Annotated in this window: 12 protein-coding genes, 1 other RNA gene and 1 pseudogene; 6 read left to right on the top strand and 8 right to left on the bottom strand. The window is 24.2% G+C overall.

The window, feature by feature from the left end:
• Positions 1-1328 precede the first annotated feature (1328 nt).
• Positions 1329-2135, bottom strand: coding sequence for a tRNA pseudouridine(38-40) synthase TruA (gene truA, locus D9V75_RS00955; RefSeq protein WP_158343387.1), 807 nt, complete (start codon positions 2133-2135; stop codon positions 1329-1331).
• A 311-nt stretch (positions 2136-2446) separates the two neighbouring features.
• Between truA and dksA the strand changes: the two genes are divergently transcribed.
• Positions 2447-2899, top strand: a complete 453-nt coding sequence (dksA, locus tag D9V75_RS00950; RefSeq protein ID WP_158343384.1) for an RNA polymerase-binding protein DksA — start codon at positions 2447-2449, stop codon at positions 2897-2899.
• 156 nt (positions 2900-3055) lie between these two features.
• On the opposite strand, the gene hpt is transcribed toward dksA, so the two are convergent.
• Positions 3056-3586, bottom strand: coding sequence for a hypoxanthine phosphoribosyltransferase (hpt, locus tag D9V75_RS00945; RefSeq protein WP_158343382.1), 531 nt, complete (start codon positions 3584-3586; stop codon positions 3056-3058).
• A 683-nt stretch (positions 3587-4269) separates the two neighbouring features.
• Between hpt and thrA the strand changes: the two genes are divergently transcribed.
• The 3 genes from thrA to thrC are packed head-to-tail and all read left to right on the top strand — an operon-like array spanning position 4270 to position 8957.
• Positions 4270-6717 carry a bifunctional aspartate kinase/homoserine dehydrogenase I gene (gene thrA, locus D9V75_RS00940; protein WP_158343380.1) on the top strand — a complete coding sequence of 816 codons (2448 nt, stop codon included), beginning with the start codon at positions 4270-4272 and terminating at the stop codon, positions 6715-6717.
• Positions 6718-6734: 17 nt separating this feature from the next.
• A complete protein-coding gene (gene thrB / locus D9V75_RS00935; protein ID WP_158343378.1) occupies positions 6735-7664 on the top strand; it encodes a homoserine kinase in 930 nt (309 codons plus the stop codon).
• 3 nt (positions 7665-7667) lie between these two features.
• Positions 7668-8957 carry a threonine synthase gene (gene thrC, locus D9V75_RS00930; RefSeq protein ID WP_158343376.1) on the top strand — a complete coding sequence of 430 codons (1290 nt, stop codon included), beginning with the start codon at positions 7668-7670 and terminating at the stop codon, positions 8955-8957.
• A gap of 67 nt (positions 8958-9024) precedes the next feature.
• On the opposite strand, the gene ychF is transcribed toward thrC, so the two are convergent.
• From ychF to D9V75_RS00915, 3 genes are all read right to left on the bottom strand, one after another.
• Complete coding sequence (ychF, locus tag D9V75_RS00925) at positions 9025-10113, bottom strand: redox-regulated ATPase YchF (RefSeq protein WP_158343374.1); 1089 nt, start codon at positions 10111-10113, stop codon at positions 9025-9027.
• Between the two features lie 58 nt (positions 10114-10171).
• Positions 10172-10708, bottom strand: a complete 537-nt coding sequence (pth, locus tag D9V75_RS00920) for an aminoacyl-tRNA hydrolase (RefSeq protein WP_158344048.1) — start codon at positions 10706-10708, stop codon at positions 10172-10174.
• Between the two features lie 221 nt (positions 10709-10929).
• The gene (locus D9V75_RS00915; RefSeq protein WP_158343372.1) at positions 10930-11544 is read right to left on the bottom strand and encodes a Fe-Mn family superoxide dismutase; all 615 of its coding nucleotides are present in this window, start codon (positions 11542-11544) and stop codon (positions 10930-10932) included.
• A 315-nt stretch (positions 11545-11859) separates the two neighbouring features.
• On the opposite strand from D9V75_RS00915, the gene rnt reads away from it, so the two are divergent.
• Positions 11860-12504: a ribonuclease T gene (gene rnt / locus D9V75_RS00910; RefSeq protein WP_158343370.1), complete on the top strand. Its 645-nt coding sequence runs from the start codon at positions 11860-11862 to the stop codon at positions 12502-12504.
• Between the two features lie 142 nt (positions 12505-12646).
• On the opposite strand, the gene grxD is transcribed toward rnt, so the two are convergent.
• Positions 12647-12973, bottom strand: coding sequence for a Grx4 family monothiol glutaredoxin (grxD, locus tag D9V75_RS00905; protein WP_158343368.1), 327 nt, complete (start codon positions 12971-12973; stop codon positions 12647-12649).
• Between the two features lie 160 nt (positions 12974-13133).
• Here grxD and ssrA point away from each other — a divergent pair.
• Positions 13134-13502, top strand: a transfer-messenger RNA (tmRNA) gene (ssrA, locus tag D9V75_RS00900).
• Positions 13503-13527: 25 nt separating this feature from the next.
• Here the strand turns inward: ssrA and D9V75_RS00895 are convergent.
• Entirely contained in the window at positions 13528-13839 is a 312-nt protein-coding gene (locus tag D9V75_RS00895; protein ID WP_187306304.1) for an outer membrane protein assembly factor BamE, read from the bottom strand.
• A 104-nt stretch (positions 13840-13943) separates the two neighbouring features.
• A pseudogene (gene nadK / locus D9V75_RS00890) lies at positions 13944-14821 on the bottom strand (NAD(+) kinase).
• Positions 14822-14869 lie beyond the last annotated feature (48 nt).

Below are 14869 nucleotides of genomic sequence, written 5' to 3'. Positions count from 1 at the left end.
AAATTTTCAAACAATATTTGATGAGAAAATACAAATTTTTTACATAAATCATAGATTATTACCTCTATAAAGATCTTAAATTTCTCTGGTAAAACAATTCGTTAATATTATAAAAATCTCTAAATCTTTTAGTTTTTTTATTTCTGTAGTACAGATGTTTTTATATTACAAATTTTCTTCTGTATTTTTTTTGAAATTCAATCAAAAGCTATAAATATTTTAGAACCTAATAAATTTTTAATTTTATTGACTTAATCTCTATTTAATTCTAATTGAAAAAGTTTTAAAAAATCATAATAAGATAAAATTAAATAACTTTTAGGCTAAATTCTTAAAATTTTATGTTTAAATATTTATAAATTTATTTTCTTAAAAAAAATTGGATGCGTCTAAAATTATATAAAGATGCTTTTTTTAAATGCGTTAAATAATAGTTCATACTAATTTAAAGTTAATTTATTTATTAATTTTCAAATGAAAAATAAGAAAAAATTCAAGAATTTAATCATTTCTTCCTTAACTTAAATATATTTTATTTAAATAAAAAATCTAAAATTTTATATTTCTTACAAAACTAATTTAAACTAAAGATGTGTATTATTTTATTAATTTTTTTCATAATGATTAAATACTATTTAACAATAAATTTTTAACTGATCATTGAGTAAGATTACTACTACTTTTTATTATTCAGTTAGATACTAGATTTTTTAAACAAATTTTGTAATAGAAAACATATCCATTCCATAGTAAATATAAAAAAGTCTATCTTCAATTGAAAAAAATTTTTACTAGAGGAATAAAAACATTTATTTCTTTTGTTTAAGAGAATTGATCATTTAAATCAATTTAAACTCTAAAATAAAAAATAATAAAATTGTCTTTATTTGAAATATTGTTAAATTTAATTATAAAATCTTTATTAAAACATGATTTTTTGCATAAAACTCTTCTTTTTTATCAGAAAAATTGAAAAATCAAAATATGAACTCTTATTCTATTATCTTAGATAAAAAATTATCTCAGTATCATTACAATATCTGTTTTTCGATACATAACATTTTATAAAAAATTGGATATATCTTTTTTAGAAAATAAATTGATAGGCTTTAATTTTATTATTTTACTATATGTTAAAATAGGATATTTGAATACTCATGCCCTTTATTAATTGAATTATCTGAAAATATAAATAAAATCTATAACATGCTATACGCACTAGAAATGAAAAAAAGCATTAATAAAAAAATATTTTACATATTTTAACTTATTAATAAATAATTATTTTACTATTTATATATCTTATAAAAAATTTTTAATATTTATTTTTAGATAAAAAAAGTAAAATTATTTTTAAATTTAGGTAAATTAAAATAATCAGGATATTTTACAAAAAATAAGTACAAACCTTGAGGCTCTACAGTTGGTCCTCCATAAATTCTATTTCTTTTATTTAACAATTCTTTTATCCAATATTTTTTTCTTTTAGATGTTCCGATTTCAATTAAAGAACCTACAATATTTCGAACCATGTGATATAAAAAAGAATTAGCTGTGATATCAATAATCACTAAGTTATTACAGCGCCAAACATGTAACTTTTTTATCTTCTTCCAAGGAGACTTGGATTGACAATTAACTGCTCGAAAAGATGTAAAATCATGCTCTCCTAATAAATATTGAGATGCAGAATTCATTTTAAATTCATCTAATTTTTTATAAACATGTTTATATTGATTATGAAAAATACCGGAACGAAAAGTATTATTATATATAATATATCGATAAGATCGATCAATAGCGCTGCTTCTCGCATTGAAAAAAATAGGAACTTCTCTGACCCATTGAACAGAAATATATTTAGATAAATAAGTATTTACACCCATAGTCCAAGAAGATTCTTTACGAACAGAATTAGTTTTGAAATGTACAACTTGTCCCATACTGTGAACTCCAGCATCAGTTCTTCCGGCGCATGTAACATTTACTTTATGGTTAGATATTCTAGATATAGCATTTTCTAATTCCTCTTGAACACTAGACACAGTTTTCTGAAATTGCCATCCATGATAAGCGCTTCCATCATACTGAATTCCTAAAGCAATTTTTTTTTTATCATTTTTAATCTCGTTCAAAATGACTCTTCCTGTATTGTAATTATAAAGATGAATGATAAAAATTTTATTTTTATAAAAGATAAATTTTATAAAAGCTTTTGATCCATATTTAATATGTTTAGTTAAACTGCACTATAAAATTATTAATACTTTGATTTTTTTTCATAAAACTTATAATATAAATATTTTTATAACAGATTAACAAACAAAATATACATAAACTTAAAAAATATTTTTAAATAATTAATGCGCTTTATTAAAGTATAGTTTCATTAACGCATATATATTAATACTTAGTTTATATAAAAATATTATCATTGGAGAAATTTATGGAAAAAAAAAACAAAAAAAAATCATCTTTAAATGTTCTTTCTAGCGCAGGTTTAAAGCCTTATCAAAAAAAAACAGATGAAAAATATATGAATGATAATCAAATATTACATTTTAAAAAAATACTTGAAACATGGAAAAATCAATTAAAAAGTGAAATTAACCACACTCTGCTGTACATGAAAGATAAATCTACTAATTTTCCAGATCCTGTTGATCGAGCTACACAAGAAGAAGAATTTAGTCTAGAATTAAGAAATCGAGATCGAAGTCGTAAATTAATTAAAAAAATAGAAATTACTTTAAAAAAAATTAAAGAACAAGATTTTGGTTATTGTAATTCTTGTGGTATTGAAATCGGTATTCCTCGATTAGAAGCTAGACCTACTGCTAATCTTTGTATTGACTGTAAAACTCTAGCAGAGATTAGAGAAAAACAAATGACTGGCTAAATTTTTAATTAAGGATATTCGATTAATTTAATTTATAACCTCGAGTATCCTTTTTTTTAAATCTATTTAATAAACGTATTAAATTTTTTATAAATTGTCTGATAAAATAATAAATTCATAACAACAATTCATATAAATCAGTTTAAATCTTTGTTTTTACGAAAAAACCACTTTCCCTATATACGGTAAATGACGATAACATTGAGCATAATCGATTCCATAACCTACTATAAAATCATCTGGAATAAAAAATCCAATAAAATCAACTAGAATATTAACTTCACGACATTCTGGTTTGTCTAAAAGAGTGCAAATTGATAATGATTTAGGACTTCTGAGTCTTAAAATTTCTAACACTTTACTTAAAGTTTTTCCTGAATCAATAATATCTTCCACAATTAAAACATTTTTATTATAAATATCTTCATCTAAGTCTTTTATGATTTTTACATCTCCACTAGATAAAACCCCCCTTCCATAGCTAGAGGTAGTCATAAAGTCTACTTCATGCTCAATTTGAATTCTTCGGCATAAATCAGCTATAAAAACAAATGAACCTCTTAATAATGCAATTAATATTATTTTATGACGAGTATATTGATACTTTTCAGTAATTTCTTTTCCTAACTCACGAACACGAGTATCGATCTCTTTTTCGGAAATAATAACTTCAATCACATGTTTCATGATATCTTCTAAATTTTAATGATAAATTTAAATTTTATTATATTTTAGTTAACAGTAAAATACTGATACCTATTCAAGTAAAAAAATCATTTTTATATAGAAAATGATTTAAATTTAAAGAAATAAATATTTATTTTTTAACTGTTGCACTGATTATGATCATTATGTTATAAAAATTATATTTTTTGAAATTGTAAATACTGATTAAAAACACCATTTTTTATGAAATCAAATAGAGACTTTTAAAATAAAATTTCTTATTTCTTTGTTGAACGTACATCGACAACTATTAAATCATATTTTATACATCTTTTATCTATTATTTTCTACATAACCATCGTTTATTATGTAAAAAAATATGTTTTTATTAAAATGTTGTAACTAACATTGAAATAATTAATTTTATGATAAAATAAATAATTGTTAAAATTTTATTATATTAAATAATAAAAATGTTTTATATTCAAAAAAATACTACTTAATTTATTAAATACTTTTTTAAAAAATAAACTTCTTCTAAAAATTATTCAAAAAATTATTAAAATTTATTTGTATCCTATTACTGAAGCAACTGTGTTTATTATTATAACTAGTCATTGCGTGAGCTAATACATATTTAGTTAAAAACCCGCTCATACTTTAACGCGGGTTTTTTTTATGAAATAAAATAAAGGAACCAAAATATGAAACTATTAAAATTTGGTGGTACTTCATTAGCTGATGCACAAAAATTTTTATGCGTAGCTAAAATTATAGAAAATAATCTAAAAAATGAACAAATTGCAGCAGTTCTTTCGGCTCCAGCTAAAGTCACTAATCATCTAGTAAATCTTATTGAAAATGCAATAAAAAATAAAGAAATAGCAGAAAGTATTACTTTTGCAGAAGACATTTTTATTAAATTAATAACTGATCTTTTTAAAATGCAAGTAAATTTTGAATATAAATCATTAAAAAAAACAATCAATGAAAAATTTCATCACTTAAAACAAATAATGAAAGGAATTGTTTTATTAGGAAAATGCCCAGAAAGTACTCAAGCAAGCGTTATTTCTTGTGGAGAAGTGCTATCAGTTTCTATTATGAAGAAAATATTAAAAGCTAAAAATTACAAAGTATCTATTATAAATCCTGTTAAAAGTTTAGTTTCTATAGGAAACTACTTGGATTCTACAGTAGATATATTAAAATCTAAAGATCGTATCAGTAGTCTTAATATAAATAAAAAAAATATTATTTTAATGTCTGGATTTATTGCTGGAAATGAAAAAGAAGAGTTAGTAGTATTAGGGCGTAATGGTTCTGATTATTCCGCAGCGGTCTTAGCTGCTTGTTTAGAAGCAAGTTGCTGTGAAATTTGGACAGATGTAAATGGAGTTTTTACCTGTGATCCTAGAGAGGTTCAAAATGCTCATTTATTAAAATCAATATCTTATCAAGAAGCAATGGAGCTGTCTTATTTCGGAGCCAAAGTACTGCATCCTCGTACTATTGAACCAATTTCTCAATTTAAAATTCCATGTTTTATTAAAAATACAGATAATATAAAATCTGTTGGCACTTTAATTTGTCAACAAAACGATTCAAAAGAACAGATCTTAAAAGGTGTTACACATCTTGATCATATAGCAATGTTTAATATATCTGGAAGTCGAATTAAAAATGTAGGTAACATAATATCTCGTATATTTACAACGACATCAAAAGACAATATTAAGATTATATTAATCACTCAATCATCATCAGAAAATAAAATTAACTTTTGTATATCAGAGTCTTTAACTAACAAAACAAAATTTTTATTAGAAAGAGAATTTCAATTAGAACTAAAAGAAAAATTAATGAACACTTTTAAAATTTATAAAAATTTATCTATTTTATCAGTTATTGGCTCTCAAATTCAAAAAAAACATAACATAGCATCTAAAATTTGTTCTGTTTTAGGTATGAATAAAATTAATATTTTTTCAATTGTTCAAGGTGCTTCGGAAAATTTAATATCATTAGTTATTGATCAAAAAAATATTTTAACAGGAGTAAAACATGTTCATAATGCTTTATTTCTCAACAAAAATATTATTGACGTTATTTTAATCGGAATAGGAGGAGTAGGAAATGAGTTAATAAATCAAATTTTTAGTCAAAAAAAAATATTAAATAAAAGAGATATAGTAATTAAAGTCGTTGTTATTGCAAATTCTAAGAAAATGCTAACTTCTTATGAAGGCATAGATTTACATAATTGGAAAGAAAAATTTTTAGAATCAAAAAAATTATTTAATTTAGAAATTCTATGTAATTTAGTACAAAATAATTCTTTTATTAATCCAGTGATAATAGATTGTACATCTGATGAATTACTGTCAAAAAAATACGTTTATTTTATTAATCAAGGATTTCATGTAATTACTTCAAACAAAAAAGCAAATACTAGTGAATGGACGTACTATCAACAGATAAGATCTGCTTCTTTGAAAACAAATAAAAAATTTTTATATGAAACTAATGTCGGAGCTGGATTACCAGTGATACAAACACTTCAAAATCTATTTAATACAGGAGACAATTTAATTCATTTTAAAGGAATATTATCTGGATCACTATCTTTTATCTTTGGAAGATTAGAAGAAGGTTTATTATTATCACAAGCAACGAAAGAAGCTAAAGATCTTGGTTTCACTGAACCTAATCCATGCGATGATTTATCTGGAATCGACGTAGCTAGAAAATTGTTAATCATCGCTCGTGAAATTGGATATCAAATTGAACTAAAAGATATTCAAATTGAACCTTTATTACCTAATGAATTTAAAAAATATCGTAATATAGATGAATTCTTTATTAAATTAAAGAAATTAGATCCTATTTTCTTAAATCGCGTTAAAAAAGCACATAAAAAAAACAATGTTCTACGTTTTGTAGGAATAATAAAAAAAAGGGGAAAATGTTCCATAAAGATCGAAGAAATTCATCCTAATGATCCATTATATACAGTAAAAAATGGTGAAAATGTATTAGCTTTTTATACCAATTATTATCAACCAATTCCTCTTGTATTAAGAGGTTATGGTGCTGGTAAAAATGTTACTGCATCTGGAGTATTCTCTGACTTACTGCGTACAATATCATAAATGTTAGGAGCATAGAAATGATTAAAATTTACGCACCAGCTTCTATTGGTAATGTTGGAGTTGGATTCGATATTTTAGGAGCAGCAATTAAGCCTATCAATGGAAATCATTTAGGTGATTGTATAACAGTAACATTATCAAATAAGTTTACACTAGAAAATAAAGGTGTTTTTTCCAATAAACTACCTAAAGATGTTAAAAAAAATATTGTTTGGAAATGTTGGTTAAAATTTTGTAATGTAATAAATGAAAATGTACCAGTTTCCATTGTTCTTGAAAAAAATATGCCTGTTGGATCTGGATTAGGTTCAAGTGCATGTTCAGTTGTCTCTACTTTTTTTGCAATGAATAAAATTTGCAATAATCCTTTAAATTCTCAAGAACTTTTATCTTTAATGGGAGAGTTGGAAGGAGAAATATCAGGAAGTATACACTATGATAATGTTGCCCCGTCTTATTTGGGAGGTTTACAATTAATTCTTGAAGACTCACAAATAATTAGCCAACAACTTCCATGTTTTAAAAATTGGCTATGGATTGTTGCTTGGCCAGGAATTAATGTTTCAACTGCAGAAGCAAGAGGAATACTACCAAAAAAATACACGAAAGAAATTTGCATAAAAAACAGTCGATACCTGTCTGGATTTGTTCATTCTTTATATAGTAAGCAACCAGATTTAGCCGCACGATTGATGCGAGATTTTATAGCTGAACCATATCGTATTAAATTATTACCTAATTTTTTAAAAACTAAAAAAGAAATAAAAAAAATAGGAGCCATGAGCTGTGGTATATCTGGTTCAGGTCCTACTATTTTTGCTGTTTCGGATGATATAGAAATAGCTCAAAAAATATCTTTGTGGTTATCAAAAAATTATTTACAAAATAATACAGGATTTGTACACATTTGCGCTTTAGACTTAAAAGGCGCTCGAATAATAGGGTGAATAATGAAACTTTATAATTTAAAAAATCATACTGAGCAAGTAAATTTTGAGACTGCTATAAAATTAGGATTAGGAGAAAAACAAGGATTATTTTTTCCAGTAAAACTTCCAACTATTAAACCTCAAGAGCTGTCAAAAATGTTAAAAATGGATTTTATTACTCGAAGTACTGAAATATTATCTAAATTTATTTCTCATGAAATATCTAAAGAAAAATTATATGAATATGTCAAAAAAGCGTTTTCATTTCAGTACCCATTAAAAGTAGATATCAAAAAAGATATCAGTTGTTTTGAATTATTTCATGGACCAACTCTAGCTTTTAAAGATTTTGGAGCTCGTTTTATGGCTCAAATGATACAGTCTTTTAAAAAAAATAATGAATTATTTACTATTTTAACTGCGACTTCTGGAGATACTGGTGCAGCAGTAGCGCATGCTTTTTACGGAATGAAAAATGTTAGAGTCATTATTTTATATCCAAAGGGAAAAATTAGTGATTTACAAGAGAAGTTATTTTGCACATTAGGTGGAAATATAAAAACTATATCAATTAATGGAAGCTTTGATGATTGTCAAAAATTAGTAAAAGAAGCATTTGATGATAAAAAACTAAAAGAATCTATAGGATTAAATTCAGCTAATTCAATTAATATCAGTCGCTTATTAGCTCAAATATGCTACTATTTTGAAGCTTTTTCTTTAATTTCTAAAAAACAACAAAAAAAACTAGTAATATCTGTTCCATGTGGAAATTTTGGAAATTTAACAGCTGGCTTATTAGCGAAATCTCTTGGTTTACCAATAAAATCTTTTATAGCATGTACAAACTCAAATGATACTGTTCCAAGATTTTTAAAGAGTGGTAAATGGAAACCAAAAAAAACTATATCAACTATTTCTAATGCTATGGATATTAGTCAACCTAATAATTGGACTCGAATAGAAGAACTATTCCATCGAAAAAGTTGGAATTTAAAAGAACTAAGGTTTGGAAGCGTATCTGATGATACGACAATAGAGACATTACAGGAACTATTTAAATTAGGTTATGAATCTGAGCCTCATGCTGCAATTGCATACAGATTATTAAAAGATCAATTAAAACCAGGTGAATTTGGTTTATTTTTAGGAACTGCACATCCAGCTAAGTTTAAAAATACAGTAGAAAAAATACTAAAAAATAATATTTTATTGCCAAAATCTTTAAAAAATAGAATTAATTCACCATTATTATCTCATAATATAAATCCTAATTTTAGTAAGTTAAAAAAATTTTTAATTGAAGAATAAATTCATAAAATTAGAGAGGATAAAATATACTTTCCTCTCTTAAAATATTTTTAAAATGTAACGATTACTAAACATTAAACAAAAAATGAATTATATCACCATCTTGGACTAAATAATCTTTTCCTTCAGTTTTAAATTTTCCTAATTCTCTTATTTTAACTTCATTTTTGTATTTTAAAAAATCTGAAAATTTAATAATTTGAGATCGAATAAAACCTTTCTTAAAATCACTATGTATTTTATCAGCCGCTTGAAGGCTAGTACTTCCATTGGGAATAGACCAAGCATGAATTTCTTTTTTTCCAGCAGTAAAAAAAGTAATTAAATTAAGTAATTGATAGCCTTGTATAATAATATTATTTAAACCTAATTGTTTTATATTAAATTCTTTCATAAATTCTTTTTGATCCAAATTATCCATTTTGGATAAATCCAACTCCAGAAGGGCGGAAATCGGAATAACTTTAGAATTTTCTTTTTTAGCTATTTCTTTTAAAGAATTTAAAAAAATAAGAGATTCTTGACTATCATCAATATTAGCAATATACATTGTTGGTTTTAGCGTTAAAAATCGAAAATGACTAATTAATTTTTTTTCATTATCATCTAAAAAAATATTCTTAATCATTTTGAAATTGTTTAAACAATCCATACATTTTTTTAATGTAATTAATATTTTTTCTTTATCTTGATTATTAATTTTTATGTTTTTTTTTAACTGAAATATTGCTTTATTACAAGTTTCAAAGTCAGACAGTATCAATTCATTATTAATAATTGATACATCTTTTTCTGGATTTATCTGATTATAAATATGAGTAATATTACGATCTTTAAAGCAACGCACAACATGCGCTATAGTATCTGACTCTCTTATAGTATTTAAAAATTGATTTCCTAACCCCTCTCCTTTGGAGGCTCCTTTTACTAATCCCGCAATGTCTACAAATTCTATACATGCACGTATGATTTTTTTAGGATTAATAATTTTTGACAACTCATCAATGCGAGTATCAGGAACTGAAACAATTCCAATATTCGGTTTGATAGTACAAAAAGGAAAATTAGCAACTACTGAATTCCCTTTTGTTAATGTATTAAATAAAGTAGATTTTCCTACATTTGGTAATCCTATAATCCCGCATTTAAAACTCATTATTATGATACCTTAATATACAAATTATAATAAAAGATCTATGTAATATTGTGATAGATTACTTTATTGAAGTAATTAAGAAATGGTTTTTTTTTATAGAATCTACAATGCACTGGTTAATTAAAATATTTTCAATATCAGTAGGATTTGACAAAACAAACGAAGATACTTGTTTTTTATTAATTGGTCGACCAATACCAATTCTCAATCGATAAAAGTTAATTTTTTTATCTCCAAAATGACTAATAACACTTCTTAATCCATTGTGTCCATTATGTCCATAGCTGTATTTTAATTTTATTATTCCCGGTTTTAGTTCTAAATCATCATGTATTATTAGAATTTCATTTAATTTTATATCGTAATATGAAGCTATTTTATATACTAATTCACCATTTAAATTCATAAATACATCAGGAACAAATAGTCTTACATAACTAGATTTAATAAAAAAAGAGGAAGTAAAACCAGAAAATTTTTTTTCTTTTATTAGCACTTGAAAATAAAGTTTAGCTAATTGGTAAACATAACGTGATCCTGCATTATGACGTGTGCAATGATATTTTGTTTTAGGATTAGATAATCCTACTATTATTTTAATAATGCTCAAAAAACATCCTTTAAAAAATAAAATTTTTTATTTTAATAAATTTTTTAATTTTATAAAGTATCAAAACACACAATATATTTTATATCGCATGTTTTATAAAAATTTTATTAAAAAATTTAATAAATTGATTCTCTATGCCTTGAAAGTATGGAAATATGAATTTTAGATTTGTTTTATGTAAATAATTAAAATCATATTTTTTTATATTATTGATTTTGTAAACGATTACAGGCTTCTTCCCAATTTATTACATTCCAAAAAGATTTAACATAGTCTATTCGTCTGTTTTGATATTTCAAATAATATGCGTGCTCCCATACATCTAAACCAATAATTGGGTAACCGTATGTTTTTGATATTTTTACACCCATTAAAGGACTATCTTGATTACTGGTAGAGACTATAGATAATACACCATTTTGATTAACCAACCATATCCAACCTGATCCAAAATGATTAATTGCAATTCTTTCAAATTTTTCTTTAAATACGTCAATACTTCCAAATTTTTTTTCAATTTCTATTTTTAAAATTTCAGGCAAAAACGTTCCAATTTTTAAACTTTTCCAAAAAAAACTATGATTTATATGTCCTCCTGCATTGTTTTGTAAAGCAGTTTTATTTTCTAATTCAATTTCGTTAAAAATAGACATTAATTCTTCAATGGATAAAGAAGAAAAAACAGTTTTTTTTAAAATAGAATTTGTGTTATTCACGTAATTTTGATGGTGTTTTGTATGATGAATTTTCATTGTTTCTTTATCAAAAAAAGGCTCTAATGCATTATATTCATAAGGTAAATTAGGTAAAACATAGCTCATTTTATTATCCTATTCGAGTAAAAAATTTTTAGAAAAAGAATTTAAAAATATTTGATAAAAATTAAAATTTAATCTTAAATATTAAAGAACTTAATAAATTATAGTACACTAGTTTACATTATTAGTAATGTATAATACTTTATTTAAATTAAAATTTAAAAAATAAAATTATATTATATCTTTATTTTAAAAAATTATTAAAATTTTTTGTTTTTATATAATTTTATTTTATAATAAATTTTTAAAATAAAAAATGAAAAATTAATTAATTATTCAATTAATACATAAGAAGTAATTTTAAATAATGAGATTTTGATGTCTACAACTCAAAAGTGTAATTTATTAAGCGATCGATTCCGAACTTTTTACCCTGTTATTATTGATATTGAAACAGCTGGATTTAATGCTAAAACTGATGCATTATTAGAAATTTCTATCATTACATTAAGAATGGATGAATCAGGATGGCTGCACAAAGAAAGTAAACTTCACTTTCATATAAAACCATTTAAAGGATCCATTATAAAACCCGACGCTATTGCATTTAACAAAATTGATCCATTTAATCCATTAAGAGGTGCTATAAGCGAAAAAACAGCAATTACATCAATATTAAAAATGGTAAATAAAGGAATTAAAGTGCAAGGATGCAGTAAAGGAATTGTAGTGGCTCATAACGCTAACTTTGATCATAATTTTTTAATGGCAGCAATGGATAGAGAAAAAGTTAAAAAAAATCCATTTCATCCATTTGTTACATTTGATACTGCATCATTAAGCGCTCTAGCTGTAGGTGAAACAGTGCTAGCAAAAGCATGTAAAGCTATAGGTCTTCCTTTTGATAACAACCAAGCTCATTCTGCGCTTTATGATACTTTGCAAACCGCCAATCTTTTTTGTGCTATAGTAAATCGTTGGAAATATTTAGGTGGTTGGCCTACAAAAATAAAAAAATATTAATTGAGATAAAAAATATTTTATATTTAATTTTTTACAAAAAATTAAAAGACATGACATTAAGCATAAAAACATCTTTCAAAAAATAGTTTCCATGTAATGTCATATCTTTTATATCTTTTTATAAATTTTAAAAATAAGTTTTTTATTTTTTATTTTTTTTGACTGCCTTTGATATTAATTTTTGCAATTGTCCATTATGTAACATTTCAAGGATAATACTGCAACCACCAATCAATTCACCGTCTACCCATAATTGGGGAAATGTAGGCCAATTAGCATATTTTGGCAATTCAATTCGAATATCTTGGTTTTTTAATATATCAACATAAGCAAATTTCTCGCCACAAAAAGATAAAGCTTTAACTGCTTGAGCAGAAAAACCACAGCTAGGAGATTGAGGATTTCCTTTCATATAAATAAGAATAATATTATTTTTAATTTGATTTTTAATTTTTTCAACAACGTTCATACATTTAATCCTTTTTTTAAAATCGTCTAGTATACATTTTAACTTATACTATTAAAAATAGTCTTAGTATAAATTATACGTTTAAATTTATACCATAAAAATATAGACAAACTCATTGTTTATATGATATTATTATTTAAAATATTTTAATCATTATCATGGGGCTGTTTAAGGATTCGACAAAATTATCAAAAAATAAAGAGCATGTCGAGGAACGGTTTGCCTCGAAAAAAACCGTAAAACAATATCTGCAAAAAATCAACAAAACTACGCTTTAGCAGCTTAAAAAACTTAATAAAGCCCTTTCTTCTGATCCTTCTCTCTTAGGAAAAAAGAAACTTAGAAAGGTTAATTTTAAAAGAGAAAACATAAAACTTTGCTTGGAAAGTGATATGTCATAAAAGTACAAGATATATGTCTAAAATAAGTTTTTACAGATTAGACAAAGAATTCAGTTAAGTAAAAACTAAGCATGTAGAACTTTATTTGTAGAAATTTTGGACGCGGGTTCAAATCCCGCCAGCTCCAAAAAAATTTTTAACAATTAAATAATATTACTTTATATTAAAAAAAAGTACTTTATTATTTTTAAAAGTTAAATTTAATGTTTTCCTATTTAAAGTACATTTATTTTTTAATTCATAAAAAACATAATGATATTCATCATTAAAAATATCTGAAATAATTGGCTCTCCAAAAATATATATTACTTCATCTCTACTCATGCCTGAATGAATTTTCTCTAAATTATGTTGATTAAAACAAGCTTCTTGAAACACATCAGAACTATAAGACTTTTTATCTAAAAAAGAACAATTAGATAATAAAACAACTATTAATAACAGACTTATCATCTTATAATTCATTACATAATTCCTATACATAGAAAAAACAACAATTTTTTAAAATTTTACACAGATTTTATAAAAATATACTTAATTAATATTATACTAAAAAATTAAATATAAAATTAAAAAAATTTTTTAGACCAATTTAACTTTGAAGTTAAAGTTTTAAAATAATTATAATTTTTAGGATGAATTAAATTTAGATAATAGCTACTTTTACGAACAAACACATATTCTCCTTTTTCAATTGATAATGCAATTTGGCTATCACAACTAATTTTTAATTTATTTTTTATATTAGAAAATTTTAAACAAATAATGCTATCACTGCTTATTACTAAAGGACGGGAAGACAAGGTATGAGGAAACATAGAAACTAAGACAATTGCATCCAATGAAGCATCTACAATAGGACCTCCTGCTGAAAGCGAATAACCAGTTGAACCTGTTGGAGTAGAAATAATTAATCCATCTGAACGTTGAGAAAAAGCAAATTTTTTATTAATATAAACATCAAATTCTATCATATGAGCAACATGTTTTGGATGTAAAACCACTTCATTGATTGCGACTCCAGATTTAAAATTTTTTTTTTTTGATGCACTTGAACGTGAAGTAAAAAACGGTTTTCTGAAAAATAATTTCCGGACAATACTTCTGATAATTTTTGAAATCCATTGTCAGGATTTAAATCAGTAAGAAAACCTAAATTTCCTCGATTAATTCCAATAATTTTAATTTTAAAATACGACAAAATACGTGCAGCGCACAATAAATTTCCGTCTCCTCCAATTACAATTGCTAAATCACAATATTGACCTATTTGAATTAATGTAGCAGTATTAGGATTGTCTAATTTTAATGCTTTTGCAACAGTGTTTTCAATAAAAACTTTATAACCCTTTTTAATTAACCATTTATACAATATTTCATGTGTGATCAATGCATTCAAATAACGAGGGTATCCAACTATTCCAATACAATCAAAATGCTTTTTCATTACATAAATATTCCCAATAAAGAAAACAATGTATATTATTATGATAAA

It is taken from the genome of Buchnera aphidicola (Muscaphis stroyani) (genome assembly GCF_005080865.1).
Lineage (GTDB): Bacteria > Pseudomonadota > Gammaproteobacteria > Enterobacterales > Enterobacteriaceae > Buchnera > Buchnera aphidicola_AG.
This window is presented reverse-complemented; position numbering and strand designations above follow the sequence as displayed.

Bases quoted from the DNA above. Each gene is read 5' to 3' on its own strand.
- D9V75_RS00915 (WP_158343372.1), bottom strand. From the start codon at position 11,544: ATGAGCTATGTTTTACCTAATTTACCTTATGAATATAATGCATTAGAG.
- rnt (WP_158343370.1), top strand. From the start codon at position 11,860: ATGTCTACAACTCAAAAGTGTAATTTATTAAGCGATCGATTCCGAACT.
- thrA (WP_158343380.1), top strand. From the start codon at position 4,270: ATGAAACTATTAAAATTTGGTGGTACTTCATTAGCTGATGCACAAAAA.
- dksA (WP_158343384.1), top strand. From the start codon at position 2,447: ATGGAAAAAAAAAACAAAAAAAAATCATCTTTAAATGTTCTTTCTAGC.
- thrB (WP_158343378.1), top strand. From the start codon at position 6,735: ATGATTAAAATTTACGCACCAGCTTCTATTGGTAATGTTGGAGTTGGA.
- ychF (WP_158343374.1), bottom strand. From the start codon at position 10,113: ATGAGTTTTAAATGCGGGATTATAGGATTACCAAATGTAGGAAAATCT.
- grxD (WP_158343368.1), bottom strand. From the start codon at position 12,973: ATGAACGTTGTTGAAAAAATTAAAAATCAAATTAAAAATAATATTATT.
- hpt (WP_158343382.1), bottom strand. From the start codon at position 3,586: ATGAAACATGTGATTGAAGTTATTATTTCCGAAAAAGAGATCGATACT.
- D9V75_RS00895 (WP_187306304.1), bottom strand. From the start codon at position 13,839: ATGAATTATAAGATGATAAGTCTGTTATTAATAGTTGTTTTATTATCT.
- thrC (WP_158343376.1), top strand. From the start codon at position 7,668: ATGAAACTTTATAATTTAAAAAATCATACTGAGCAAGTAAATTTTGAG.